The sequence below is a fragment of the Geodermatophilus chilensis genome (assembly GCF_002802985.1).
Taxonomy (GTDB): domain Bacteria; phylum Actinomycetota; class Actinomycetes; order Mycobacteriales; family Geodermatophilaceae; genus Geodermatophilus; species Geodermatophilus chilensis.
Genome location: NZ_NVPT01000084.1, coordinates 1 through 24,642 on the forward strand (window position 1 = coordinate 1; position 24,642 = coordinate 24,642).

Here is a 24,642-nt window from a genome sequence, read left to right on the forward strand (position 1 = left end):
TATGGGGTTCATGTATATTGTGATTTGTGGAGTGTAGGTACATGATGGACTGGATAATATAACGTTTGTATGTGTTATAGCGCACTTGATCCGCATCATTCTTCTCACTGTATTTGGTTGTTTTTTTACTGTGTCGACGACCACCAGGTTCTACACGTAAGAAGTCGACGGCAGCGTCAGATGTGTATAAGATCCAGCCCTCCGACGGCGCCGTCGCCGACCCCTCGCTGCCCGAGCCCGGCGCGCCGCCGGTCACGCAGGAGGAGGCCGCGGCCGAGTACGCCACGCTGACCTGCGACCCCGAGGACACCACCCCCGAGGTCGACCTGCCGGAGAGCTTCGTCGCCGCGTGCACCGAGGACGGCTCGGCCAAGTACCTGCTCGGCCCGTCGATCATCGAGGGCACGCAGATCGCCGACGCCAGCGCCGGCACCCAGCAGGGCACCGGCGAGTGGGTCGTGCTGCTGGACTTCGAGAGCGACGCCGAGCAGACCTGGGCGGCCTACACCGCGGCCAACGTCGGCTCCAACGTCGCGTTCACCCTCGACGGCCGGGTGATCTCCGCGCCGACCATCCAGGGTGCGATCACCAGCAACCCGACGACGATCACCGGCTCCTTCGACCAGGAGAGCGCCGAGGAGCTCGCCAACCAGCTGCGCTACGGCGCGCTGCCGCTGACCTTCACCCAGGCCACCGCGCAGTCGATCTCCACCGAGCTCGGTGCCGAGCAGCTGCAGGCCGGGCTCGTCGCCGGCGCCATCGGCATCGCGCTGGTCTTCGTCTACGCACTGCTCTACTACCGGCTCCTCGGCCTGGTGATGATCGCCAGCCTCGTGCTGTCGGCGGTGGTCGTCTACGCCGTCCTGGTCGTGCTGGGCCGGCAGATCGGCTTCACGCTCAGCCTCGCCGGCATCGCCGGGTTCATCGTGTCGCTGGGCATCACCGCGGACTCGTTCGTCGTCTACTTCGAACGCCTCAAGGACGAGATCCGCGAGGGCCGCACGCTGCGCTCGGCAGTCCCGCGGGCGTGGGTCCGGGCCCGGCGCACGATCCTCTCGGCCGACGCGGTCAGCTTCCTCGCCGCGGCGATCCTCTACCTGCTGGCGATCGGCGACGTGAAGGGCTTCGCCTTCACCCTCGGCATGTCGACGGTGCTCGACCTGGTCGTCGTCTTCCTCTTCACCCACCCGCTGATGGCGGTGCTGGCCCGCTACCGCGCCTTCAGCAGCAGCCGCTTCTCCGGCCTCGGCAGCAGCCTCGACCGGCCGCGCGCGGCCGCGGGACGTCGTCCCGCCGCCGAGCCCGAGCTCGTCGCCGCCGGCACCGGCCGCACCGCGCAGGACAGGAGCCACGCATGACCGGCCGCGACCCCCGTCCGGACGCCGACGAGCTGCCGGTGGGCACCGACGCCGACGAGGCGGTGGCCGCCGACACCGCGACGGCCGACGCCGCCGCGGCCGCCGACGAGACCGCGCTCGACCAGGCCGGCCTGCCCCGCGAGGGCGCGGCCGGTACCGGGCGTCCGCCGCACCGCGCCTCGCTGGCGCACCGCCTCTACAACGGCGAGGCCGGGCTGGACGTCGTCGGCCGCAGCCGGCTGATCTACCGCATCACCGCCGTCGTGGTGCTGCTCTGCATCGCCGCGGCGGTGTTCCGCGGCTTCAACTTCGGCATCGACTTCGCCGGCGGCAACAGCTTCCGGCTGCCGGGCTCCACCGAGCAGCTGGCCGAGGTGCAGGAGGCTGCCGAGGAGGCCGGTGCCGACGTGGCCTCCGCGCAGGTCGTCGGCGGCAACACGCTGCTGCTGCGCACCGGCGCGCTGGACAACGACACCGAGCGCGCGGTCGTCGACGCCCTCGCCTCGGCGGCCGGCGTGCAGCCCGACCAGGTCAGCCCCGAGGCGGTCAGCGCCGAGTGGGGCCAGGACATCACCAACCAGGCGCTCATCGCGCTGGCCGTCTTCCTGGTCGCTGTCATCGCGTTCCTGGCGCTGCGGTTCCAGCCCAAGATGGCGGTCGGTGCGATCGCGGCACTCGTGCACGACATCGTCATCACCGCCGGTGTCTACGCGGTGGTCGGCTTCGAGGTGAGCCCCTCGACGGTCATCGGGTTCCTCACCATCCTGGGCTTCTCGCTCTACGACACCGTCGTCGTGTTCGACAAGGTCGACGAGAACACCCGGGACCTGGACAAGTCGCCGCGGATGACCTGGGGCGAGGCGGCCAACCTCGCGGTCAACCAGACGCTGATGCGCTCGATCAACACCTCGGTGATCGCGCTGCTGCCGGTGGCCGGCCTGCTGTTCGTGGGCGCCGGGCTGCTCGGTGTCGGGACGCTCAAGGACCTCGCGCTGGTGCTCTTCGTCGGCCTGGCCGCGGGCGCCTATTCCTCGATCTTCCTGGCCACGCCGATCGTCGCCGACCTCAAGGAGCGCGAGCCGGAGGTGCAGGCGCTGCGCCGCCGGGTGCTGGCCCGCCGCTCGTCCCAGGCGCGGCAGGGTGCTGCCCCTGCGACCGCGGCCGGCCCGGTCGCCAGCGCGCGCCGCGCGGGCGGGGCCGCGCGCCGGGCGTCCGGCGTCGCCCTCGCCGAGCGCGAGGAGGACCTGGGGCCGGCCCGGGCCGACGTGGTGGTCGAGTCACCGGAGTCGGTGCGCCCCGATCCGGGGCGGACGGCGCAGCCCTCGCGCAGCGGGGCGACCGCCGCGCCGCGGCCCGGGGCGCGCCCCCAGCAGCCCGGCACCCGTCGCGCCGGCGGGCGGAAGCGCCGGTGACCGCCGGCGCCCCCGCGGACAGCACACCGCTGGACGAGCTGATCGCCTCGCACGCCGTCGAGATCCCCGACTTCCCCCAGCCGGGGGTCGTCTTCCGCGACCTGACGCCGGTCTTCGCCGACGGGCCGGCCTTCCGTCGGATGGTCGAGGGGCTGGCCACGCCGTCCCTCGTGGACCCGCGCGCGGCCGCCCTCGCCACCGCGGGCACCGGCGACCCCGGCTACGACGTCGTCGTCGGCGTCGAGGCGCGCGGCTTCCTGCTCGCCGCTGCGGTCGCGCTGGACGCCGGCGTCGGCGTCGTCCCGATCCGCAAGGCCGGGAAGCTGCCGCGCGAGCGGCTCTCGGCCGACTACACGCTCGAGTACGGCACCGCGACCCTCGAGGTGCACACGGACTCGATCACGCCGGGGCAGCGGGTGCTCCTGGTCGACGACGTCCTGGCCACCGGGGGCACCCTGGCCGCCAGCGTCCAGCTGGTCGAGGCCCTCGGCGGGGTGGTCGTGGCGGTGTCGGTGGTCATCGAGCTGGCCGACCTCGCCGGGCGGCAGCGGCTGGCGCCGCACGCCGTGCACGCCCTCTGGACCACCTGAGAGGTAGACGACCCCCAGGTGGGGTCGCGAGCAGGCCCTCCCCGTCTAGCATGGGGAGGGTCACCCGACCGACCTCTCGGCAGGAGTCGCCATGGGCCCCGACGCCGCCACCAACGTGGCTGCCGCCCGGCCCGACGCGCCGGCTCTGCCGGCAGCCGACGCAGCGCCGGCGCTGCCGGCCGGGACGGCGACGTCCGACGGCGGCGACCGGCCGCCGCTCCCGAGCCGCCCGGTGGTCCGTCGTCCGGACGACGTGGGCACCGAACCCCCCGGCGAGCAGGACCCGCAGGGCGGCGTACCCCGGCGACGGGTGCGCGACCGGCTGGCCCGCCGCATCGCCTCCGGTCAGCGCAGTGGGCTGGTCCGCCCGGTGCTGGAGCCGCTGGCCGCCCTGCACCGGCAGAGCCACCCCAAGGCCGACCTCGCCCTCCTGCAGCGGGCCTACGACCTCGCCGAGGCCGCGCACGCCACGCAGAAGCGCAAGAGCGGCGACCCCTACATCACCCACCCGCTGGCCGTGGCCACGATCCTGGCCGGCCTGGGCATGGACACCACGACGCTGGTCGCGGCGCTGCTGCACGACACCGTCGAGGACACCGGCCAGACGGTGGAGTCGATCACCGAGGCGTTCGGCCCCGAGGTGGCCCACCTCGTCGACGGCGTCACCAAGATCGACCGGGTCAAGCTCGGCGACGCCGCCCAGGCCGAGACCATCCGCAAGATGATCGTGGCGATGGCCCGCGACCCCCGGGTGCTGGTCATCAAGCTGGCCGACCGGCTGCACAACATGCGCACGCTGCGCTTCCTCCCGCCGGAGAAGCAGGAGACGAAGGCGCGCGAGACGCTGGAGATCCTCGCCCCGCTGGCCCACCGGCTGGGGATGAACACCATCAAGTGGGAGCTCGAGGACCTCGCCTTCGCGACCCTCTACCCGAAGCGCTACGACGAGATCGTGCGACTGGTCGCCGAGCGGGCGCCCTCGCGGGACACCTACCTGGCCGAGGTCACCGCCGCCGTGACCGAGCAGCTCAAGGCCGCCGGCATCCCGGCCGTCGTCACCGGCCGGCCCAAGCACTACTACTCGATCTACCAGAAGATGATCGTCCGCGGCCGCGACTTCACCGACATCTGGGATCTGGTCGGCATCCGGATCCTGGTCGACTCGGTGCGCGACTGCTACGCGGCGCTGGGCATCATGCACGCGCACTGGCAGCCGGTGCCCGGCCGGTTCAAGGACTTCGTCGCGATGCCGAAGTTCAACATGTACCAGTCGCTGCACACGACGGTGATCGGGCCGCAGGGCAAGCCGGTCGAGCTGCAGATCCGCACCCACGACATGCACCGCACCGCCGAGTACGGCATCGCCGCGCACTGGAAGTACAAGGAGAAGGCCAAGAGCGGCGGCCGGCCGGCTCCCGGCGAGGGCCGCAGCGCCAAGACCGGCTCGCCCGACGACATGCTGTGGCTGCGCCAGCTGCTGGACTGGCAGCGGGAGGCGCAGGAGCCCGGCGAGTTCCTGGAGACGCTGCGCTACGACCTCGGTCCGCAGGAGGTCTTCGTCTTCACGCCCAAGGGGGACGTGGTCAGCCTGCCGGGCAACGCCACCCCGGTGGACTTCGCCTACGCGGTGCACACCGAGGTCGGCCACCGCTGCATCGGCGCCCGGGTCAACGGCACGCTGGTCTCCCTCGACAGCAAGCTCAACAACGGCGACGTCGTCGAGATCTTCACCTCCAAGTCGCCCACCGCCGGGCCGTCGCAGGACTGGCTGGCCTTCGTCGGCTCCTCCCGCGCCCGCACCAAGATCCGCCAGTGGTTCACCAAGGAGCGCCGCGAGGACGCCGTCGAGGCGGGCAAGGAGGCGCTGACCCGGGCGATGCGCAAGGCCGGCCTGCCGCTGCAGCGGCTGCTCGGCGGCGACGCGCTCGGCACCCTGGCCAAGGACCTGCGCTACGCCGACGTCACGGCGCTGTACGCCGCGGTGGGGGAGAACCAGATCTCCGCCTCGTCGATCGTCGAGAAGCTCATCGCCGCGCGGGGTGGCACCGAGGGCGCGGTCGAGGACATCGCCGAGACGACCATCCCGATGCGCCGCCCGGCGCACCGGCGTTCCGCGGGCGGCGACCCGGGCATCGTCGTCCACGGCATGACCGACGTGTGGGCGAAGCTGGCCAAGTGCTGCACTCCGGTGCCCGGTGACGCCATCCTCGGGTTCGTCACCCGCGGCGGCGGCGTGAGCGTGCACCGCACCGACTGCACCAACGCCGCCGACCTGCAGAGCAAGCCGGAGCGGCTGGTCGAGGTCGAGTGGGCGTCCGCTCCGGGATCGGTGTTCCTCGTGGCCATCCAGGTCGAGGCGCTCGACCGGCACCGGCTGCTCTCCGACGTCACCAAGGCGCTGGCCGACGAGCGGGTGAACATCCTGTCCGCGTCGGTGCAGACCAGCCGTGACCGGGTCGCGGTCAGCCGGTTCACCTTCGAGCTGGCCGACCCGGCGCACCTGGGCGCGGTGCTGCAGACGGTGCGCAACGTGGAGGGCGTCTTCGACGTCGAGCGCGTCACCGCCTGAAGAAGGACTCCCTGCCCCCACCGCCCGGGAGGCGAGGATGGCCGGGTGACCGACCTCGTGGCCGTGGCCCACCACCTCGCCGCCGAGCTGCTCGCGCCGGCGGCCGCCGCGGTCGAGGCCGCCGGGTCCGTGCCGCGCAGCCACCTCGACCGGCTCGCCGACGCCGGGCTGTACGGGCTGACCGGCCCGACCGACGCCGGGGGAGCCGACGCCGACCCGGCCACGGTCGCGGCGGTCGTCGAGGAGCTGGCCGCCGGCGACCTCGCGACGACGTTCGTGTGGCTGCAGCACCTGGGCGTGGTCGGCCGGCTCGCGGCCGCCGGGCCGCCGGAGCTGCGCGCGGCCTCCCTCGCCGACCTCTGCACCGGTCGCCGGCGCGCCGGCATCGCGCTGCAGGCGGCGCTGCGGCCGGGCCCGCCGGCCATCCGCGCCCGGCGGGACAGTGCGGAGCTGGTGCTCGACGGCGCCGTGCCATGGGTGACCGGCTGGGGGGCTGGTCGACCTGGTGCTCGTCGCCGCGCGCGACGGCGACGACGTCCACTTCGTGCTGGCCGACGCGCAGGACGGCGTGACCCTGACCGCCACCCCGCAGCCGATGGTCGCCGTGGCCGCCAGCCGCACCGTCGAGCTCCGGCTGACCGGGCACCGCGTCCCCGCCGGGCGCCTGCTGCACAGCGCGCCGTTGGCCGGGCTGCTCGCGGGGGACGCCGCCGGGCTGCGGGTCAACGGCTCGCTGGCCCTCGGTCTCGCGCTGCGCTGCACCCGGCTGGTCGGCCCCTCGCCGCTGGACGACGAGCTGGCCGCCGTCCGCACCGGGCCGGACACCGCCGGGCCGGTCGGGCTGCCGGCCGCGCGCGCCGCCGCTGCGGCGTTCGCGCACCGCGCGGCCGGGGCGCTGGTGGCCGCCACGGGGAGCGCCGCCGTGCGCACCGGCTCGGTCGCCGAGCGGACGGCGCGGGAGGCGGCGTTCCTGCTGGTGTTCGGCTCGCGCCCGACGATCAAGGCCGCGCTGCTGGCGCGCCTGGGAGCGGCGCGGGAGTGAGGTGCCGCGCCGCGGTCAGCCGCGGGGCAGCCGGTGGCGGTCGTCGGTGCGGTCGGAGACCCCCGGGGGGAAGCCGGCGCAGGGGTCGGGCGCGCCCGGGTGCATCAGGCGACGGTGACCGACTCGATGGTCACCGGCACGTTGGGGGCACCGCCGCCCGGGCTGGGGTCCAGCGAGCCGTCGTTGCCGTTGGCCGCCACCTCGTCGAGCACCGCCAGGCCGGCCTCGTCGACCGTCCCGACGACGGTGTAGGCCGGCGGCAGCTGGCTGTCGCCCCAGACGAGGAAGAACTGGCTGCCGTCGAAGCCCTGGCCGCTGTTGGCCATCGCCACGGTGCCCCGCGGGTAGGTCTCCTCGCCGGTGACCTCGGTCGGCGAGGTGTAGGTCGGCCCGCCGGCGCCGGTGCCGGTCGGGTCGCCGCACTGCAGCACCTGCAGCCCCTCGCTGTCGACCTCGCGGTGGCAGGGGGTGTCGTCGAAGAAGCCGTGCTCGGTGAGGTGCACGAGGCTGGCGGCCGCGCACGGCGTGGCCGCCCGGTCGAGGGTGAGGGTGAGCTCGCCGAGGTTGGTCGTCACCAGCAGGTCGGTGGTGCCCGATGCGGGGACGACGTCGTCGGGCGGGGCCACCTCGGTGAGGTAGGGGTTGGCCGAGGAACCCTCGCCCCACGCGCACGTCACCGTGCCCGACGCCGCGGCGCCGCCGTCCCCCGCGCCGGGGCTGCCCTCGCCCTGCTCGGCGTCGGTGGAGGAGCCGCCGCAGGCCGACAGGGTCAGCAGCGCGCCGGCGAGGCCGGCCGCCGCGCGCAGCCGCCGGCTCACGCAGCGACCGTCAGCGACTGGATCCGGACCTCCTGGGTCGGCGCACCGTCGTTCGGGCCGTTGCTGCCGTCGTTGCCGTTGGCGGCGATGGTGTCGAGGGTCGCCAGGCCGGCCTCGTCGATGGTGCCGAGGACGGTGTAGCTCGGCGGCAGCTGGCTGTCGCCGTAGACGAGGAAGAACTGGCTGCCGTCGAAGCCCTGGCCGCTGTTGGCCATCGCCACCGTGCCGCGCGGGTAGGTCTCGTCGCCGGTGACCTGGGTCGGGAACTCGTAGGCCGGGCCGCCGGCGCCGGTGCCGCTGGGGTCGCCGCACTGCAGGACCTTCAGGCCCTCGGAGTCGGTCTCCCGGTGGCAGACCGTGTCGTCGTAGTAGCCCTGGCCGGCCAGGTACACCATGCTCGCCACCGCACACGGGGCGTTGGCGTTGTCCAGCGTCAGGCCGATCGGCCCGAAGTTCGTGGTGACGTCCACCTCGGTGGTGCCGGTCGGCGTCACCTCGACCGGCGGGGTGCCGGTGTCGGCCTGCAGGTTCGGGTTGGCCGCGGTGTCGGCCGGCGTCCAGTCGCAGGTGCCGTCGCTGCCGTCGACCACGCCCGGGGTCGTGGCGGGGGTGGGGGTGGGCTCCGCGGCGGCGGAGTCGGTGTCGTCGCCGCCGATGCCGGTGATGAGCAGGACGGCGCTGACGACGAGCACCACCGCGGCGGCGGTGACCCCGATCAGCACGTTGCGGCGACGCTTCCTGGCCAGCTCGGCACGGCGTTCCAGCTGACGCTGCAGGCGCCGCTGGGCGGCCTCCCGCCGCTGCTTGTTGCTCGGCACGGGTGGTACTCCTCGAGACGGACGGCTGCGGGGGGACGTCCGGTGCGTCCGCACCCCGCTGGTCGTTGCGCGAGTCTAGGTGCCGGACCTGACCGTTCCCTGGCAGCGGAGAGGCCCGGAGCGGCGCGGGGGCCCCGCGTAACCTGCACGGGTGCTCATCCGCTCGTTCCCGGCCGGCGCGTTCGGCACCAACTGCTACGCCGTCGCCCCCGGGCCGCGGCAGGAGTGCGTGGTGGTCGACCCCGGCATGGACGCCGTCGAGCCGCTGGCCCGGATGCTCGCCGACGACGGCCTCAAGCCGGTCGCCGTCGTGCTGACCCACGGCCACCTCGACCACACCTTCTCGGTGCTGCCGGTCTGCGACGGCTACGACATCCCCGCCTATCTGCACCCGGCCGACTCCGGGATGCTCAGCGACCCGGCGCGCTGGCACGGCCCGCAGCTGGCCCCGCTGGTCACCGGCGTCCGGCTGCCCGATCCCACCGACGTCATGCCGCTGGACGACGGCGCGGTGCTCTCGTTGGCCGGCGTCGAGCTGACCGTGCGGCACGCGCCGGGCCACACCCAGGGCTCGGTCGTCTTCTCCCTCGACCTCGGCGAGGCCCCCGGGCTGCTGGCCGGCGACGTGCTCTTCGCCGGCTCGGTGGGCCGGGTCGACCTGCCCGGCGGGTCGTGGGCGGACATGCTGCGCTCGCTGCAGGACGTCGTCCTGCCGCTGGACGACGAGACGGTGGTGCTGCCCGGGCACGGCCCGGCCACCACGGTCGGGCGCGAGCGGGCGACCAACCCGTACCTGGCCCAGGCCGCGAGCGCGCCGAAGGGCCGCGGGCTGTGAGCGGGTTGACCGCCCCGAAGGGCACCTTCGACGTCCTGCCCCCGGAGTCCGAGCGGTTCCTCGCCGTCCGGGAGGCGCTGACCGCGCCGCTGCGGCGGGCCGGGTACGGCTACGTCGAGACGCCGGTGTTCGAGGAGACCGCCGTCTTCTCCCGCGGGGTGGGCGAGTCCACCGACGTCGTGACGAAGGAGATGTACACCTTCGAGGACCGCGGCGGCCGCTCGCTCACGCTGCGCCCGGAGCTCACCGCCGGGCTGATGCGAGCCTTCATCGAGCACCGGCTGCACACCGGCGCGCTGCCGATGAAGTTGTGGACGGTCGGCTCCGCCTTCCGCTACGAGCGTCCCCAGGCCGGCCGCTACCGGCACTTCACCCAGGTCGACATGGAGGCCCTGGGCACCGACGACCCCGCGCTCGACGCCGAGGTGGTGGCGCTGGGCGTGCAGGGCTTCCGCGACCTCGGGCTCACCGACTTCGAGCTGCTGCTGACGTCGCTGGGCGACTCGACCTGCCGGCCGCAGTACCGGGAGAAGCTCGTGGCCTACCTGGAGGGGCTCGACCTCGACGAGGAGACCCGGCGGCGTGCGGCGATCAACCCGCTGCGGGTGCTCGACGACAAGCGCCCCGAGGTGCAGGCCCAGCTCGACGAGGCGCCGCTGATGGTCGACCACCTCTCGGACTCCACGAAGGCGCACTACGACGCCGTCCGCCAGCACCTGACCGACCTCGGCGTGACCTGGACCGAGGCGCCGCGGCTGGTGCGCGGGCTGGACTACTACACGAAGACGACGTTCGAGTTCGTGCACCACGGCCTCGGCGCACAGTCGGCCATCGGCGGGGGCGGGCGCTACGACGGGCTCTCGGCGGCCCTCGGCGGCCCGGACGTCTCGGGCATCGGCTACGCCGTCGGGGTCGACCGGACGCTGCTGGCGGTGCAGGCCGAGGGCCTCGACATCGGGACGGCGACCGGCGTGCAGGCCTTCGTCGTCCCGATGGGCGAGGAGGCCAAGCGGCTGGCCGTGCGCCTGGTCGGGCAGCTGCGCCGGGCCGGCGTCGCGGCCGACACGGTCTACGGCGGGCGCGGGCTCAAGGGCGCGATGAAGGCCGCCGACCGGTCGGGCGCCTCGCACGTCGTCGTCATCGGCGAGCGCGACCTGGCCGAGGGCGTCGGCCAGCTGAAGGACCTGCGCACCGGCGAGCAGCACCCCGTTCCGGTGGGCGAGCTGTTCGACCGCGTGCGTGCGAGCGTAGGGGAGTGACCTCGACCGTGAGAACGACGCCCGAGCGAGCATCGCAGGGAGCGCCAGCGACCGAGGAGCGGAACGAGGGCGGAGTCGAACGATGAGTATGGAGCAGCGGCCGCTCGGCCGGACGGGGGCCGACGTCAGCGTCGTCGGCCTGGGTACCTGGCAGCTGGGCGGTGACTGGGGGGACGTCGACGACGACGCCGCCGCCGACGTCCTCGACGCCGCGCTCGACGCCGGGGTCACCCTGCTCGACACCGCCGACGTCTACGGCGACGGCCGCTCCGAGGAGCGCATCCGCAGGGCGCTGGTGGCCCGTTCGGACCGGCCGTTCGTGGCGACCAAGGTCGGCCGCCGCGCCGACCCGTTCGAGGCGGCGCAGTACACGCCGGAGAACCTGCGGGCCTGGGTCGACCGCTCCCGCCGCAACCTCGGCGTCGACACCCTCGACCTGGTGCAGCTGCACTGCCCGCCGCCCGCGGTCTACCGCGACCAGCGGGTGTACGACGCGCTCGACGCGCTGGTGGCCGACGGGTCGATCGCCGCCTACGGCGTCTCGGTGGAGACCGTCGCCGAGGGGCTGACGGCGCTGGAGCACCCGGGCGTGCAGACCATCCAGGTGATCCTGAACGTCTTCCGGCGCAAGCCGCTGGAGCAGCTGCTGCCGGCGGCGCAGCAGGCCGGGGTCGGCATCCTCGCCCGGGTGCCGCTGGCCAGCGGCCTGCTGACCGGGAAGTACGACGAGACGACGACGTTCGCGCCCGACGACCACCGGAACTTCAACCGCCACGGCGAGGCCTTCGACGTCGGCGAGACCTTCTCCGGCGTGCCGTTCGAGGTGGGCGTGGCCGCCGCCCGCGAGGTGGCCGAGATCGCCGGCGACGCCCCGACGGCGGCGTTCGCGCTGCGCTGGGTCATCGACCAGTCCGGCGTCACGACGGTGATCCCCGGCGCGCGGACCGTCGAGCAGGTCCGCGGCAACGTCGCGGCGGCCGCGCTGCCGTCGCTCACCGACGCCCAGCTCTCCGACCTCGAGCGCCTCTACGACGAGCGCATCCGCGCGCACGTCCACGACCGCTGGTGACGGTCGTCCGACCCACCCAGCCGTCCTCGGCCCGCCCCACCGCCCACTGAGAAAGGCGCCCCCGTGCTCCGCACCCACGACGCCGGAACGCTGCGCGCGTCCGACGCCGGCTCCACCGTCACCCTCGCCGGCTGGGTCGCCCGCCGCCGCGACCACGGCGGCGTCGTCTTCGTCGACCTGCGCGACGCCTCGGGCTACGTCCAGGTCGTCGTCCGCGAGGAGGAGGCGCACACCCTCCGCAACGAGTTCTGCGTGCTGGTCACCGGTGAGGTGCGCCGCCGTCCCGAGGGCAACGAGAACCCGGAGCTGCCGACCGGCGAGATCGAGGTGGCCGCGGCCGAGCTGCGGGTGCTCTCGTCGGCGGCGCCGCTGCCGTTCCCGATCGAGACCGACCAGGCCGCCTCGGACGACGTCCGCTACAAGTACCGCTACCTCGACCTGCGCCGGCAGGGCCCGGCCCGGATCCTCCGGCTGCGCAGCGAGGTCAACCGGATCGCCCGCGGCGTCATGGCCGGGCACGGCTTCACCGAGGTGGAGACGCCGGACCTGACCCGCTCCACGCCCGAGGGCGCCCGTGACTTCCTCGTGCCGGTGCGGCTGCAGCCGGGCAAGTGGTACGCGCTGCCGCAGTCCCCGCAGCTGTTCAAGCAGCTGCTCATGATCGGCGGGCTGGAGCGGTACTACCAGATCGCCCGCTGCTTCCGGGACGAGGACTTCCGCGCCGACCGGCAGCCGGAGTTCACCCAGCTGGACTTCGAGATGAGCTTCGTCGAGCGGGACGACGTCCTGGCCGTGGTCGAGGACGTCGTCCGCGCGCTGTGGCGCGAGCTGGCCTCCTACGAGGTGCCGGACATCCCGCGGATGACCTACCGCGAGGCGATGGACCGCTTCGGCTCCGACAAGCCCGACCTGCGCTTCGGCATCGAGCTCACCGAGCTGACGGAGTACTTCGCGCAGACGCCGTTCCGGGTGTTCCAGGCCCCCTACGTCGGCGCGATCGTGATGCCCGGCGGCGGGTCGCAGCCGCGGCGGGCGTTCGACGCCTGGCAGGACTGGGCCAAGTCGCGCGGGCACCGCGGGCTGGCGTACGTGACGATCGGTGAGGACGGCACGCTGGGCGGGCCGGTGGCCAAGAACATCTCCGACACCGAGCGCGAGGGCCTCGTCGCGGCCGTCGGGGCGCAGCCCGGGGACTGCGTCTTCTTCGCCGCGGGCACGCGCCGCCCGGCCCAGGAACTGCTGGGCGCGGCGCGCAACGAGATCGCCAAGCGGCTGGAGCTGATCGAGCCGGGCACGTGGTCGTTCCTGTTCGTCGTCGACTTCCCGATGTTCGAAGAGACCGAGGACAGCGACTGGACCTTCATGCACCACCCCTTCACCTCGCCCACCCCCGAGTGGCGGGAGCGGTTCGCCGAGGACAAGGGCGCCGCGCTGTCGGACGCCTACGACCTGGTGGTCAACGGCAACGAGCTGGCCAGCGGCTCGGTCCGCATCGCCGACCCGGAGCTGCAGGAGCGGGTGTTCGAAACCCTCGGCATGTCCCGCGAGGAGGCCCGCGAGCGGTTCGGCTTCTTCCTCGAGGCCTTCTCCTACGGCCCGCCGCCGCACGCCGGTGCCGCGCTCGGCTGGGACCGGCTGACCGCGCTGCTGGCCGGGGTGGACTCGATCCGCGAGGTCATCGCCTTCCCGAAGACCGGCGCCGGGTACGACCCGCTGACCGGTGCGCCGACGCCGATCACCGAGGCGCAGCGCAAGGAGGCCGGCGTCGACGCGAAGCCCGAGGAGCCCGCGCTCCCCGGTGAGCCGGGCGCGCCGGGGCCCTCCGACCCGACGCGCTGAGCCCTGCCGGTCACCTGCCTGCCGAGTGAGCAGTTGCGGTCGCCCACCGCGGTGTGTCGCCGCGTGTCGGCGACCGCAACTGCTCAGTCGGGTCACCAGACCGCGCCACGGCTGCGCAGCGCCCGGGCCGCCCGGTCGACGATGAGCTCCGGCCGGCGGAGGTGGTCGGCGCCGTACCGGATCGTGAGCCAGCCGTCGGCTGCCATCAGCGAGTAGCGGTCGAGGTCCCTGCCGAACTGCCCGCGCTCCGCGTGCTGCCGTCCCTCGTACTCGATGGCCACCCGCCACTGCGGCCAGCCGAGGTCGCTGTGCGCGACCACCCGGCCGGACGGGCTCTTCACTTCCACCTGAGGTTCAGGGTGGGGGAGACCGGCCTCGATGAGCACGCAGCGGACCACGCTCTCGGGGCGTGACATCGCCAGCGGGGTCAGCAACGACGCCCACTCCCGCGCCCGGACGACGCCGCGCGTGCCGTCCGCCCGCGCGAGGCGCCCGGCCAGTGAGCCGTGGTCGAGGTGCCCGGATCGGTAGAGAGCGTCGCCCGACCGCGACCAGCTCGGGCGTTGGCAGCACCGCCGCCAGGTCGAGCCACGTCTGCGGCCCGCTCGTGACCGGGAGACCGCCGTGCCTGGTCGCGTCCTCGACCAGGAGGTCGCGCACGTGCACCCGGAGCCGGCGGCGACGTGGTCGGTAGGTGCCTGGCGGCACGCTCACCTCGAGCGGCCAGTCGTGTGACAGGGGCGCGCCGAGCAGCGCCGCAGCCGTGCGGTGCGACACCACTGCGCCGGCGGGCAGGAGCGGCAGGACGGCGCAGCACGCAGCGTGCAGGGAGAGCGGGACGGCCCGGGAGACGTAGGCGCCGCGGCTGACCCGCACGCCGTCGTCCCGCCGCCGCGCGCGGGTCAGCCGGGCATCCCGGGCGTCCTGCCAGGTGTAGGTGGGTCCCAGTTCGGAGTCGGCCACGCCGCGACCGTCGCGGCGGCAGCGGTCGTGGACGACGCCTCAGCCGGATCGGTGGACGGAGCGGCCGACTGTGGACGACGGCCGAGTGAGCAGTTGTGGTCGATGACGTCGGCGTGTCCGCGCGTGTCGGCGACCGCAACTGCTCACTCGGCACGCGGGAACGGCTCAGGCGGCGTCGAGGCGGGCGAGCTGCTCGGGGGTCAGCTGCAGGTCCGCGGCCGCCGCGGAGTCCTGGATGGACGACGGCCGCGAGGCGCCCGGGATGGGGACGACGACCTCGGACTGCGCCAGGTGCCAGGCCAGCGTCACCCGGTACACCGAGACACCCAGCTCCTCGGCGACCTCCGCGAACGCCGGCGCGGACGAGTCCAGCGACCCGGCAGCCGACACCCCGCCGAACGGGCTCCACGGGATGAACGCCAGCCCGTGCGCCGCGCAGTGGGCCAGCTCGTCGGCGGAGAACCGCCAGCCGGGGGAGAACTGGTTCTGCACGCTCGCCAGCGCCGGGCCGACGATCGAGCGGGCCACGTCGATCTGCGCGATGTCGGCGTTGGAGATGCCGGCCATGCGCATCAGCCCGTCGTCCACCAGCTGGCGCAGCGCGCCCATCGACTCCTCCCACGGCGTCTCCGGGTCGGGCCGGTGGAACTGGTAGAGGCCGATGGCGTCGGCGCCCAGTCGGCGCAGCGAGTCCTCGCAGGCGCGGCGCAGGTACGCCGGCGACCCGTCGAGCTCCCAGTCCGTGCCGCGCCGGGTGTGCCCGCCCTTGGTGGCGACGAGCACCGACGAGGTGTCGCCGCCGTAGGAGGCCAGCGCCTCGGCCACGAGGGACTCGTTGTGGCCGAACTCCGACTCGTCGGCGGCGTAGGCGTCGGCGGTGTCGATCAGCGTCACGCCGGCGTCCAGCGCGGCGTGCACGACGGCGACGGCGTCCTCGCGGGAGGGCCGGTCGGTCTTGGTGGACAGGGGCATGGCCCCGAGCCCGATGGCACTGACGGTCCGGTCTCCGATGCGTCGCTGCTGCACGGGGGCTGTCGTGCCCCGCGGGTAACTTCGCAACCGTGAGTTCGCTGTTCGACGAGCCGGAGCAGGAAACCGCGGGCGTCGACCCGGGCGCACCGCTCGCCGTCCGCATGCGGCCGCGGTCGCTGGACGAGGTCGTCGGCCAGTCCCACCTGCTCGGCCCGCGCGCGCCGCTGCGCCGGCTGGTCGAGGCCGACGAGCCGATGTCGCTGGTCCTCTACGGCCCGCCGGGCACTGGCAAGACCACCCTCGCGCACGTCATCTCGCTGGCTACCAAACGGCAGTTCGTGCAGCTGTCGGCCCTCGACGCCGGGGTCAAGGAGGTCCGCGCGGTCATCCAGAGCGCCAAGCGCGAGCTCACCTACGCCGGCCGGCGCACCGTCCTGTTCATCGACGAGGTGCACCGCTTCTCCAAGACCCAGCAGGACAGCCTGCTGTCGGCGGTCGAGGACCGGATCGTCAGCCTGATCGCCGCCACCACCGAGAACCCGTTCTTCTCCGTCGTCAGCCCGCTGCTGTCGCGCAGCCTGGTGCTGGCCCTGCAGCCGCTGTCGGACGACGACGTCCGCCGGCTGCTGCACCGCGCGCTCACCAGCGACCGCGGGCTCGACGGCGCGGTCACGCTGGGCGCGGAGGCCGAGGAGCACCTGGTCCGGATCGCCGGCGGCGACGGGCGCAAGGCGCTCACCGCGCTGGAGTCCGGCGCCGGCGCCGCGGTGGCGGCCGGCCTCGCCGAGATCGACCTCGCCACCCTCGAGACGGCGGTGGCGCAGGCGGCCGTCCGCTACGACCGCTCCGGCGACCAGCACTACGACGTCGCCAGCGCGCTGATCAAGTCCATCCGCGGCAGCGACGTCGACGCCGCGCTGCACTACCTGGCGCGCATGGTCGAGGCGGGGGAGGACCCGCGCTTCATCGCCCGCCGGCTGGTCATCTCCGCCAGCGAGGACGTCGGCATGGCCGACCCGACGGCGCTGCAGACCACCGTCGCCGCAGCCGAGGCCGTGGCCTTCATCGGCATGCCCGAGGGCCACTTCCCCTTGGCGCAGGCCGTCGTCCACCTGGCCACGGCGCCCAAGTCCAACGCGGTGACCGTGGCGATGAGCGAGTCCGTCGCCGACGTGCGCGCGGGGCTGGCCGGGCCGGTGCCGCCGGGGCTGCGCGACGCGCACTACGCGGGCGCGAAGAAGCTCGGCCACGGCGGCACCTACGTCTACCCGCACGCACACCCCGACGGCGTGGTGCCGCAGCAGTACCCGCCGGACGCCCTGGTGGGGAGGGACTACTACCGGCCCACCACCCGCGGCGCGGAGGCGACGATCGGCGCTCGGCTGGCCAAGCTGCGGGCGATCGTCAGGCGACAGCCGCGGGAGCATCGCAGCGAGGAACGAGCGAGGAGCGGACCGGGGCGCGGAGCCTGACAGAGGTCGTCGTCAGGCGACAGCCGCGGGAGCATCGCAGCGAGGAACGAGCGAGGAGCGGACCGGGGCGCGGAGCCTGACAGAGGTCGTCGTCCGGCGCGGCCGCTGAGACCCCGGCGGGGCACGGACGGGCGTCGGGCCCCCCGACTACTGTGACCACGCCGGGCCGACGCCCGCCGGCGGCGACCGGCGGGGGCCCGGACGCCGAGATCTACGTCGATAAACCAGGAGGACCGGGTGTCCGCAGGAGAGTGGGCCGGACTGATCGCAGCGCTGGCGCTGGTGCTGCTGGTGGTGCTGCTCGCCGTCCCGATCCTCAAGCTGGGTCGCACGCTGGACGAGGCGACGCTGACCATCCGCCAGACCCGGGAGCAGAGCGGCCCGATCCTGAGCCAGGCGTCCACCACGGTGGCCCACGTCAACAGCAACCTCGAGCGGGTCGACGACATCACCGGCAACGCCGCGAACGTCTCCAGCAACGTCGCCGCCCTGACCAGCGTCGTCGCCGCCACCCTGGGCAGCCCGCTGATCAAGGTGGCCGCGTTCAGCTACGGCGTCCGCAGCGCGGCGCGCAAGAAGCGCGAGGGCCAGGCCATCGCCGACGCCGCCGCCCGTGACAAGGCCGAGCGTCGCGCGCGCCGCGCCGCCCGGCGGGCCGCCTGATGCGCCGGCTGTTCTGGCTCGCCATGGGGATCACCATCGGCGCCCTCGTCGTCCGCAAGCTGTCGGCGGCCGCGGAGAAGATGACCCCGGCCGGCATCGGTGCCTCGATCGCCGAGGGCCTGCGCGACCTGGCCGACGCGATCGGCGACTTCGGCGCCGACGTGCGCGCGGCGATGGCCGAGCGGGAGGTCGAGCTGCGGGCCGGCACCGGCCTGGACGCGCCGCTGCCCGAGGCCGGCCAGGTCGAGCTGCCCGGCCGGGACGCCACCGACCGCTGAGTCCCCTCCTCCCCGCGGGACGCCGCAGCCCGGCCGACCGCGCCTCCCAGATCGAGTAGGACATGCAGACCGCCGAGATCCGCCGCCGTTTCCTGGAGCACTTCGCCCAGCGCGGGCACACCGTCGTCCCCAGCGCCTCGCTGGTGTCCCCGGACCCGTCGCTGCTGTTCACGGTGGCCGGCATGGTCCCGTTCATCCCGTACCTGACCGGCCGGGAGCCCGCGCCCTACCCGCGGGCGACGAGCGTGCAGAAGTGCGTGCGCACCCTCGACATCGAGGAGGTGGGCAAGACCACCCGCCACGGCACGTTCTTCCAGATGAACGGCAACTTCTCCTTTGGTGACTACTTCAAGGAGGGGGCGATCCAGCACGCCTGGGACCTGATCACCGGCTCGGTGGAGGACGGCGGGCTCGGCTTCGACCCGGAGAGGCTCTGGGTCACCGTCTACCTCGACGACGACGAGGCGGCCCAGGCCTGGAAGCGGATCGCCGGCCTGCCCGACGAGCGGATCCAGCGCCGCGGCCTGAAGGACAACTACTGGCACACCGGCCAGCCCGGTCCGGGCGGCCCGTGCAGCGAGATCTACGTCGACCGCGGCCCCGAGCACGGCCCCGACGGCGGCCCGGTCGTCGACGAGGACCGGTTCCTGGAGATCTGGAACCTCGTCTTCATGCAGCACCAGATCGACGACGTGCGGAGCAAGGAGGAGTTCCGCATCGTCGGCGACCTGCCGAGGAAGAACATCGACACCGGCATGGGACTGGAGCGGGTGGCCTACCTGCTGCAGGGCGTCAACAACCTCTACGAGATCGACGAGGTGGCGCCGGTGCTGCGCCGCGCCGCCGAGCTCGCCGGGATCACCTACGGCGCGGCTCACGGGGACGACGTCCGGCTGCGGGTCGTGGCCGACCACGTGCGCAGCGGGCTGATGCTCATCGGCGACGGCGTCACCCCCGGCAACGAGGGCCGCGGCTACATCCTGCGTCGGCTGCTGCGCCGCGCCGTCCGCTCGATGAAGCTGCTCGGGGTCGACGAGGCCACCCTGCCCGAGCTGCTGCCCGTGTCCAAGGACGCGATGAAGGCCAGCTACCCCGAGCTCGAGGCCGACTTCGCCCGCATCTCCAGCGTCGCCTACGCCGAGGAGGAGGCGTTCCGGCGCACCCTCGCCTCCGGGACGGCGCTGTTCGACACCGCCGTGCGCGAGGCCAAGGCCGCGGGCATGCCGTCCCTCTCCGGCGAGCAGGCGTTCTCGCTGCACGACACCTACGGCTTCCCGATCGACGTCACCCTCGAGATGGCCGCCGAGCAGGGCGTGCGCGTCGACGAGGAGGGCTTCCGCGCGCTCATGCAGCAGCAGCGCGACCGGGCCCGCGCCGACGCCCGCGCCAAGAAGACCGGCTCGGTCGACGTCCTGGCCTACCGCCGGCTGCTCGCCGAGCACGGCCCCACGGACTGGCGGGCCTACGACACGCTGCGCACCGACTCGCGCGTGCTCGGCCTGGTCTCCGAGCTCGCCGCCGAGGAGGACGCTGGGGGTGGGTCCGGGGCAGGACAGGCAGCCCCGGCCGGGCCGGGGGAGATCACCCGGGTCGTGCTCGACCGCACGCCGTTCTACGCCGAGTCCGGCGGCCAGGTCGCCGACGCCGGCGTCCTCACCTGGGACGGCGGCCGCGCCGAGGTGCTCGACGTGCAGCGCCCGGTCAAGGGCCTGGTCGCCCACCAGGTGCGGGTGCTCGAGGGCGAGCTGCGGCAGGGCGCCGAGCTGACCGCCGAGGTCGACCGCGAGTGGCGGCTGTCGGCGTGCCAGGCGCACTCGGGCACCCACGTGGTGCACGCCGCGCTGCGCCAGGTGCTCGGCCCGCAGGCGCTCCAGTCCGGCTCCTACAACCGGCCCGGCTACCTGCGGCTGGACTTCGCCTGGCAGGGCGCGCTGAGCCAGCAGCAGCGGCACGACATCGAGGACGTCGCCAACACCGCCGTCCGCGCCGACCACCGCGTCAGGGCCAGCTACATGACGCTGCCCGAGGCCCAGGCCATCGGTGCGCTGGCGCTGTTCGGCGAGACCTACGGCGAGCAGGTGCGCGTCGTGGAGATCGGCGGCCCGTGGTCGCGCGAGCTGTGCGGTGGCACCCACGTGCAGGGCAGCGCCCAGATCGGCACGCTGGCGCTCACCGGCGAGTCGTCGGTCGGCTCCGGCTCCCGCCGCGTGGAGGCCGTCGTCGGCCTGGAGGGCTTCCGCTACCTGGCCCGCGAGCGCGACCTCGTCCGCCAGCTCGGGGAGCTGCTCAAGACGCCGACCGACACCGTCCTCGAACGGGTCAGCGGCATGCTCGCCCGGCTCCGGGACGTCGACAAGGAGCTCGCCGAGCTGCGCGCCCAGCAGACCCTGGCCGCGGCCGGGGAGCTGGCCGTCGGTGCGCGCGACGTCGGCGGGGTCTCCGTGGTCACCGGCGCGCCGGGCGGACTCGGCGGCGGGGACCTGCGCACACTGGCCCTCGACGTCCGCGGTCGGCTCCCCAGCGACCGCCCGGCGGTGGTCTTGCTCGCGTCCGAGTCGGGGGGCAAGGTGGCTCTCGTGGCGGCCCTGAACCCGGCCGCCCAGGAGCGCGGGGTCACCGCCAGCGACGTGCTGCGGGCGGCAGCGGCCCCGGTCGGCGGACGTGGCGGAGGCAAGCCAGACGTGGCCCAGGGGGGCGGTACCGACCCCGCGGGCATCCCAGCGGCCCTGCAGGCCGGCGAACAGGCGGTCGCGACCGCCGCAGGGAGGTGAGCGGAGTGCCCGACCAGCACCCCGACCAGACCGGTCCGGCGGGCGAGCGCCCGATGCAGGGGCGGCCCGCCGTCCCCCCGTCGCGGCCGCGCGCCACACCACCCACCCCGCCGCAGCAGCCGGTGCACCACGCGACCGAGCAGATCGACCTGCGTGCCGGCTTCCCGCCGGTGCGGCACGAGACCGCGCAGATCGACCTCTCCGGCGGGCTGCCCGGCGGCCTGCCCATCCCGCCCCGGCCGCGGCGGCAGGGCCGCCGGCTGGGCATCGACGTCGGCAGCGTGCGGGTCGGTGTGGCGATCTCCGACCCCACCGGCACCCTGGCCAGCCCGCTGGAGACGGTGCCGCGGGCCCGCGACGAGTCCGACCTCGACCGCATCGCCGCACTCGTCGCGGAACACGAGGTGACAGAGGTGATCGTGGGAGAGCCGAGGCACCTCTCGGGTGCGTCGGGCGCGTCGGCGAAGGAGGCGCGTGCCTACTCTCGGGCACTCGCCGGGCGCATCGGCTCCGTGCCCGTGCACCTCGTCGACGAAAGGCTCTCCACCGTGACCGCAGCCAGCTCCCTCCGGGCGAACGGTCTGGACACCCGCCGCCAGCGCTCGGTGATCGACCAGGCCGCGGCCGTGGTGATCCTCCAGGCCTATCTGGACGCGCAGCGGGAGCGCCCGTGACCAACCCGACCCCGCCGGGCCGGCGGGGTCGGCACGCCTCGCCGGACTCCCCGAGCGGCGTGCCCGCGTCCGCCTGGCTGGCCTCCATGCCCAGCCGGCCGCCGGTCGGGGACCAGGGCCGCACCTCCGGACCCGTCCCGCGCCGTCGCCGGGCCGATGGCGACCGCACCGGGCCGGTCGCGGAGGCCGGTGACCGGCAGTCCGGGCACCCCTCCGAGCCGCTGCCCGACCTGCCGCCGATGCCCGCGGGGGCCTGGTCCCGGCTCTCCCGCCGTCCCGACGGCGCCGCCGACGACGCCACGGTCGGGGTGGGCGCCGTCCCCGCCGTCCCCGGCGCGGACCACGCCGACACCCGGGCGCACCCTGACGACGTGCACCACGGGGACGACGCCGACTCCACCGGCGGCCTGGAGGTGCTCGGCGCCTCCGGCTCCGACGACGTCCGCCGACGGCGGCGCGGCCGGCGGGCCGAGCACGTGGGCCACGAACACGACGAGCACGACGCCGACGGGTACGGCGGTGACGAGCCGCCCCGTGGCGGGCGGGACAGCCGCCGGCGTCGTCGGCGCAGCCCGCTGGCCGTCATCCTGTCGCTGCTGGTCCTCGCCGGCCTCGTGGGCGGCATCTTCTACGGCGGCAAGGCGCTGATCGGGCTGGTCAACCCCGGCGGTGAGGACTACACCGGTCAGGGCAGCGGCACCGTGGAGGTGCGGGTCTCCTCCGGCGACACGCTCAGCGACATCGCCCGCACGCTCGTCGCCGAGGGCGTCATCGCCTCGCCCGGACCGTTCGTCGACGCGGCCGAGACCGAGCCGGCCGCGACCGGCATCCAGCCCGGCGTCTACGCGCTGCGCTCGCAGATGAGCGGCCAGGCCGCCCTGGACCTGCTGCTGGCCCCCTCGGCCCGTCAGGTCACCCGCGTGACCGTGCGGGAGGGGCTCACCGTGGCCGCCACCCTCGCCCTGCTGTCCGAGGAGACCGGGACGCCGCTGCCCGAGCTGCAGGCCGTCGCCACCGACCCGGCCGCGATCGGGCTGCCGGCCTACGCCAACGGGATGCTCGAGGGCTTCCTGTTCCCGGCCACCTACGACATCGAGCCCGACGACACGCCCGCCGACGTGCTCTCCGCCATGGTGGCGCGGACCGAGCAGGCGCTCGACGCGCTGCAGGTGCCCGAGGCCGACCGGCTGACCGTGCTCACCAAGGCCAGCATCGTGCAGGCCGAGGCCGCCTCGCCCGAGGACATGGCCAAGGTCGCCCGCGTGCTGGAGAACCGGCTCGCCGACGGCATGCCGCTGCAGCTGGACACCACGGTGAACTACGCCAACGGCAAGTCCGGGATCACCACGACGCCCCAGGACCGCGCCAACCCCTCGCCGTACAACACCTACGTGCACACCGGGCTCCCGCCGGGGGCGATCGGCAACCCCGGTGAGCAGGCCATCGAGGCGGTGCTCTCCCCGGCCCAGGGCGACTGGCGCTTCTTCGTCGTCATCGACCCCGACACCGGCGAGACCCGCTTCGCGCGCACCGCCGAGGAGCACCAGCAGAACGTGCTGCTGTTCCAGCAGTGGCTGCGCGAGCAGCCGGGCGGGTGAGGGCGGCCGTCCTCGGCCGCCCGGTGGGGCACTCGCTGTCCCCGCTGCTGCACCGGGCCGCCTACGCGGCGCTGGGCCTCGACGACTGGAGCTACGACGCCCTGGACGTCGGCGCGGAGGACCTGCCGGTCCTGCTCGCCGGGCTGGGGGAGGAGTGGCGCGGCTTCTCGGTGACCATGCCCTGCAAGCAGGCCGCGGTCGACGTCGCCGACGTGGTGGAGCCGCTGCCGCGCCTGCTGCACGCGGCCAACACGCTGGTGCGCACCGGGGCGGGCTGGCGCGCCGAGAACACCGACGTCCTCGGCGTCGGCACCACCCTGCAGCAGGCCGGGGTCACCTCGGTCGACCGCGCCGCGATCGTCGGCGCCGGGGGGACGGCGGCGGCCGCGGCGGTCGCACTGGCCTCGCTGGGCGCCGCGCACGTCGACGTCGTCGTCCGCGAGCCCGGCCGGGCCGGGGACCTGCTGCGGGTGCTCGACACCCTCGGCGTCCCGACGACGGTGGTCTCGCTGGCCTCGGCCGTCGTCGAGGCCGAGGTCGTGGTCAGCACCGTGCCGGTCGGCGGGCAGCTGGCGGTCGCGCGGCTGCCCTGGACGGCGGGGCAGACCGTCCTCGACGTCCTCTACGACCCGTGGCCGACGCCGCTGGCGACCGCGGTCACCGAGGTCGGCGGCACCGTCGTCGGCGGCCTCGAGGTGCTGTTCTGGCAGGCCACCGCGCAGGTGGAGCTGATGACCGGGCAGCCGGCGCCGCTGGTGGCGATGCGCGGCGCGCTCGACGCCGCCGTCAGTTCCCGCTGACCGGCGTGCCCGCCGCGGACCTCCCGCCCGTCGCGGTCACCGCCCTGGCCCTCGTCGGCGGGCTGGTCCTGGGGCCGTGGCTGGCCCGGGTGTCGGTCCGGCTGGCCCGGCGGGACGACGCGGCGCCGGCCGGCCCGCTGCGCACCGCGCTGACCGTCGTCCTCGTGGCGCTGGCGCTGGCCGGCGCGCTGCTGGCCGGCGGCGTGCGGCCGGGCACCGTGGCGCTGGCGTGGGCCGGGGTCGCCGGGGTGGTGCTCGCGCAGGTCGACCTCGCCGTCCACCGGCTGCCGGACCGGGTGACCGTCCCGGCGTACGCGGCCGTGTCCACGGCGCTGCTGGTCGACGCCGTCGCGCTCGGCACCTGGCCGGCGCTGCTGCGGGCCGGACTGGCCGGCGCGGCTGCGTTCGGGCTGGCCGCCGGCGCCGCCGTCCTCTCCCCGCGGGGCCTCGGGTTCGGTGACGTGAAGCTGCTGGGCCTGCTCGGGCTGGTGCTCGGCTGGGTGGGCTGGGGCGCGTTGCTGGCCGGGGTGTTCCTCGGCCTGGTCACCGGCGCCGCGGCGTCGGTGACCCTGGTGGCCGCCGGGCGGGCCGGCTGGCGCACCGCGCTGCCGTTCGGCCCGCCGCTGCTGGCGGGTGCGGTGCTGGCGATCGCCCTGCAGGGTCAAGCCCTGCCCACCTGAGCGGGTGGCCCCCTTCCCGGGCCGGCCCCCTGCAGGGGCCCGCCACGGCCCCGTCCCTGCCGAACACTCTCGACATCGCGGCCGCGGTCGTGTTCGCGACCCTGAAAGTAAACGACGAAACTAACACAGCATAGATGACGCACAGCAACGCTACTGCGACGA

At 74.5% G+C, this 24,642-nt stretch carries 21 protein-coding genes and 1 pseudogene; 18 read left to right on the forward strand and 4 right to left on the reverse strand.

Translation table 11 applies throughout. From position 1 onward, the window contains the following. The first annotated feature begins 182 nt into the window (after positions 1-182). The 6 genes and pseudogenes from secD to CNO22_RS28380 all read left to right on the forward strand — a co-directional run bounded on the left by secD (position 183) and on the right by CNO22_RS28380 (position 6,971). Positions 183-1,358 (forward strand): protein translocase subunit SecD, encoded by a 1,176-nt coding sequence (secD, locus tag CNO22_RS15120; RefSeq protein WP_232807056.1) that lies wholly within the window; start codon positions 183-185, stop codon positions 1,356-1,358. Next, positions 1,355-2,770: a protein translocase subunit SecF gene (gene secF, locus CNO22_RS15125; protein ID WP_198588353.1), complete on the forward strand. Its 1,416-nt coding sequence runs from the start codon at positions 1,355-1,357 to the stop codon at positions 2,768-2,770. The genes secD and secF overlap by 4 nt, the downstream gene beginning before the upstream one ends. After that, on the forward strand, positions 2,767-3,360 hold the full coding sequence (locus tag CNO22_RS15130; RefSeq protein WP_100500170.1) for an adenine phosphoribosyltransferase: 594 nt from the start codon (positions 2,767-2,769) through the stop codon (positions 3,358-3,360). Before secF ends, CNO22_RS15130 begins: the two co-directional genes overlap by 4 nt. A gap of 91 nt (positions 3,361-3,451) precedes the next feature. Continuing rightward, on the forward strand, positions 3,452-5,929 hold the full coding sequence (locus tag CNO22_RS15135) for a RelA/SpoT family protein (RefSeq protein WP_198588354.1): 2,478 nt from the start codon (positions 3,452-3,454) through the stop codon (positions 5,927-5,929). 63 nt (positions 5,930-5,992) lie between these two features. Next, a pseudogene (locus tag CNO22_RS30140) lies at positions 5,993-6,286 on the forward strand (acyl-CoA dehydrogenase family protein); the annotation flags it as partial. 148 nt (positions 6,287-6,434) lie between these two features. After that, complete coding sequence (locus tag CNO22_RS28380) at positions 6,435-6,971, forward strand: hypothetical protein (RefSeq protein WP_198588355.1); 537 nt, start codon at positions 6,435-6,437, stop codon at positions 6,969-6,971. Between the two features lie 104 nt (positions 6,972-7,075). On the opposite strand, the gene CNO22_RS15145 is transcribed toward CNO22_RS28380, so the two are convergent. Both CNO22_RS15145 and CNO22_RS15150 read right to left on the reverse strand, forming a co-directional pair. Further along, positions 7,076-7,789: a peptidylprolyl isomerase gene (locus CNO22_RS15145; RefSeq protein ID WP_100500157.1), complete on the reverse strand. Its 714-nt coding sequence runs from the start codon at positions 7,787-7,789 to the stop codon at positions 7,076-7,078. Then, a complete protein-coding gene (locus CNO22_RS15150; protein WP_100500158.1) occupies positions 7,786-8,607 on the reverse strand; it encodes a peptidylprolyl isomerase in 822 nt (273 codons plus the stop codon). The genes CNO22_RS15145 and CNO22_RS15150 overlap by 4 nt, the downstream gene beginning before the upstream one ends. Before the next feature lie 151 nt (positions 8,608-8,758). Here CNO22_RS15150 and CNO22_RS15155 point away from each other — a divergent pair, with 151 nt between their 5' ends. The 4 genes from CNO22_RS15155 (at position 8,759) to aspS (ending at position 13,609) form a co-directional block, all read left to right on the forward strand. After that, positions 8,759-9,442 (forward strand): MBL fold metallo-hydrolase, encoded by a 684-nt coding sequence (locus CNO22_RS15155; RefSeq protein ID WP_100500159.1) that lies wholly within the window; start codon positions 8,759-8,761, stop codon positions 9,440-9,442. Continuing rightward, entirely contained in the window at positions 9,439-10,701 is a 1,263-nt protein-coding gene (gene hisS, locus CNO22_RS15160) for a histidine--tRNA ligase (RefSeq protein WP_100500160.1), read from the forward strand. The genes CNO22_RS15155 and hisS overlap by 4 nt, the downstream gene beginning before the upstream one ends. Positions 10,702-10,783: 82 nt before the next feature. Further along, complete coding sequence (locus CNO22_RS15165) at positions 10,784-11,770, forward strand: aldo/keto reductase (RefSeq protein WP_232807057.1); 987 nt, start codon at positions 10,784-10,786, stop codon at positions 11,768-11,770. A 63-nt stretch (positions 11,771-11,833) separates the two neighbouring features. Next, positions 11,834-13,609, forward strand: coding sequence for an aspartate--tRNA ligase (gene aspS / locus CNO22_RS15170; protein ID WP_100500162.1), 1,776 nt, complete (start codon positions 11,834-11,836; stop codon positions 13,607-13,609). A gap of 92 nt (positions 13,610-13,701) precedes the next feature. On the opposite strand, the gene CNO22_RS29095 is transcribed toward aspS, so the two are convergent. Together CNO22_RS29095 and CNO22_RS15180 are read right to left on the reverse strand one after the other, a co-directional pair. Continuing rightward, on the reverse strand, positions 13,702-13,956 hold the full coding sequence (locus CNO22_RS29095; RefSeq protein WP_232807058.1) for a hypothetical protein: 255 nt from the start codon (positions 13,954-13,956) through the stop codon (positions 13,702-13,704). A 781-nt stretch (positions 13,957-14,737) separates the two neighbouring features. Next, positions 14,738-15,598, reverse strand: coding sequence for an aldo/keto reductase (locus tag CNO22_RS15180; protein ID WP_100500163.1), 861 nt, complete (start codon positions 15,596-15,598; stop codon positions 14,738-14,740). A 35-nt stretch (positions 15,599-15,633) separates the two neighbouring features. On the opposite strand from CNO22_RS15180, the gene CNO22_RS15185 reads away from it, so the two are divergent. From CNO22_RS15185 to CNO22_RS15220, 8 genes are all read left to right on the forward strand, one after another. After that, positions 15,634-17,016: a replication-associated recombination protein A gene (locus tag CNO22_RS15185; protein WP_100500164.1), complete on the forward strand. Its 1,383-nt coding sequence runs from the start codon at positions 15,634-15,636 to the stop codon at positions 17,014-17,016. A gap of 237 nt (positions 17,017-17,253) precedes the next feature. Beyond that, positions 17,254-17,679, forward strand: a complete 426-nt coding sequence (locus tag CNO22_RS15190) for a DUF948 domain-containing protein (protein WP_100500165.1) — start codon at positions 17,254-17,256, stop codon at positions 17,677-17,679. Further along, on the forward strand, positions 17,679-17,957 hold the full coding sequence (locus CNO22_RS15195) for a hypothetical protein (RefSeq protein WP_100500166.1): 279 nt from the start codon (positions 17,679-17,681) through the stop codon (positions 17,955-17,957). The genes CNO22_RS15190 and CNO22_RS15195 overlap by 1 nt, the downstream gene beginning before the upstream one ends. A gap of 62 nt (positions 17,958-18,019) precedes the next feature. Next, a complete protein-coding gene (gene alaS / locus CNO22_RS15200) occupies positions 18,020-20,728 on the forward strand; it encodes an alanine--tRNA ligase (RefSeq protein WP_100500167.1) in 2,709 nt (902 codons plus the stop codon). 5 nt (positions 20,729-20,733) lie between these two features. Further along, the gene (gene ruvX, locus CNO22_RS15205) at positions 20,734-21,402 is read left to right on the forward strand and encodes a Holliday junction resolvase RuvX (RefSeq protein ID WP_232807060.1); all 669 of its coding nucleotides are present in this window, start codon (positions 20,734-20,736) and stop codon (positions 21,400-21,402) included. Further along, positions 21,399-23,000: an endolytic transglycosylase MltG gene (mltG, locus tag CNO22_RS29710; RefSeq protein WP_100500168.1), complete on the forward strand. Its 1,602-nt coding sequence runs from the start codon at positions 21,399-21,401 to the stop codon at positions 22,998-23,000. Before ruvX ends, mltG begins: the two co-directional genes overlap by 4 nt. After that, positions 22,997-23,800: a shikimate dehydrogenase gene (locus tag CNO22_RS15215; RefSeq protein ID WP_100500173.1), complete on the forward strand. Its 804-nt coding sequence runs from the start codon at positions 22,997-22,999 to the stop codon at positions 23,798-23,800. The genes mltG and CNO22_RS15215 overlap by 4 nt, the downstream gene beginning before the upstream one ends. A 5-nt stretch (positions 23,801-23,805) precedes the next feature. After that, positions 23,806-24,480: a prepilin peptidase gene (locus CNO22_RS15220; protein WP_100500169.1), complete on the forward strand. Its 675-nt coding sequence runs from the start codon at positions 23,806-23,808 to the stop codon at positions 24,478-24,480. Positions 24,481-24,642 lie beyond the last annotated feature (162 nt).

What these genes read in the sequence shown, in the direction of transcription:
- secF (WP_198588353.1), top strand. Translation starts at nt 1,355, where the DNA reads ATGACCGGCCGCGACCCCCGTCCGGACGCCGACGAGCTGCCGGTGGGC.
- CNO22_RS15135 (WP_198588354.1), top strand. Translation starts at nt 3,452, where the DNA reads ATGGGCCCCGACGCCGCCACCAACGTGGCTGCCGCCCGGCCCGACGCG.
- CNO22_RS15165 (WP_232807057.1), top strand. Translation starts at nt 10,784, where the DNA reads ATGAGTATGGAGCAGCGGCCGCTCGGCCGGACGGGGGCCGACGTCAGC.
- CNO22_RS15195 (WP_100500166.1), top strand. Translation starts at nt 17,679, where the DNA reads ATGCGCCGGCTGTTCTGGCTCGCCATGGGGATCACCATCGGCGCCCTC.
- alaS (WP_100500167.1), top strand. Translation starts at nt 18,020, where the DNA reads ATGCAGACCGCCGAGATCCGCCGCCGTTTCCTGGAGCACTTCGCCCAG.